Origin of the sequence: Enterobacter sp. EC_50 (genome assembly GCF_019584525.1) — a bacterium.
GTDB classification, from domain to species: Bacteria; Pseudomonadota; Gammaproteobacteria; order Enterobacterales; family Enterobacteriaceae; genus Enterobacter; species Enterobacter roggenkampii.
On sequence record NZ_VDAF01000109.1, the window covers coordinates 1 to 242 of the forward strand.

Genomic DNA, 242 nt, shown 5'->3' on the forward strand with positions numbered 1-242 from the left:
ACCGCTGGCAACAAAGGATAAGGGTTGCGCTCGTTGCGGGACTTAACCCAACATTTCACAACACGAGCTGACGACAGCCATGCAGCACCTGTCTCAGAGTTCCCGAAGGCACCAATCCATCTCTGGAAAGTTCTCTGGATGTCAAGAGTAGGTAAGGTTCTTCGCGTTGCATCGAATTAAACCACATGCTCCACCGCTTGTGCGGGCCCCCGTCAATTCATTTGAGTTTTAACCTTGCGGCC

General features: G+C 52.1%; 1 rRNA gene. It reads right to left on the minus strand.

Going from position 1 to position 242, the window contains the following annotated elements:
* Positions 1-242: ribosomal RNA gene (locus FHC48_RS23905) — 16S ribosomal RNA — on the minus strand; the annotation flags it as partial.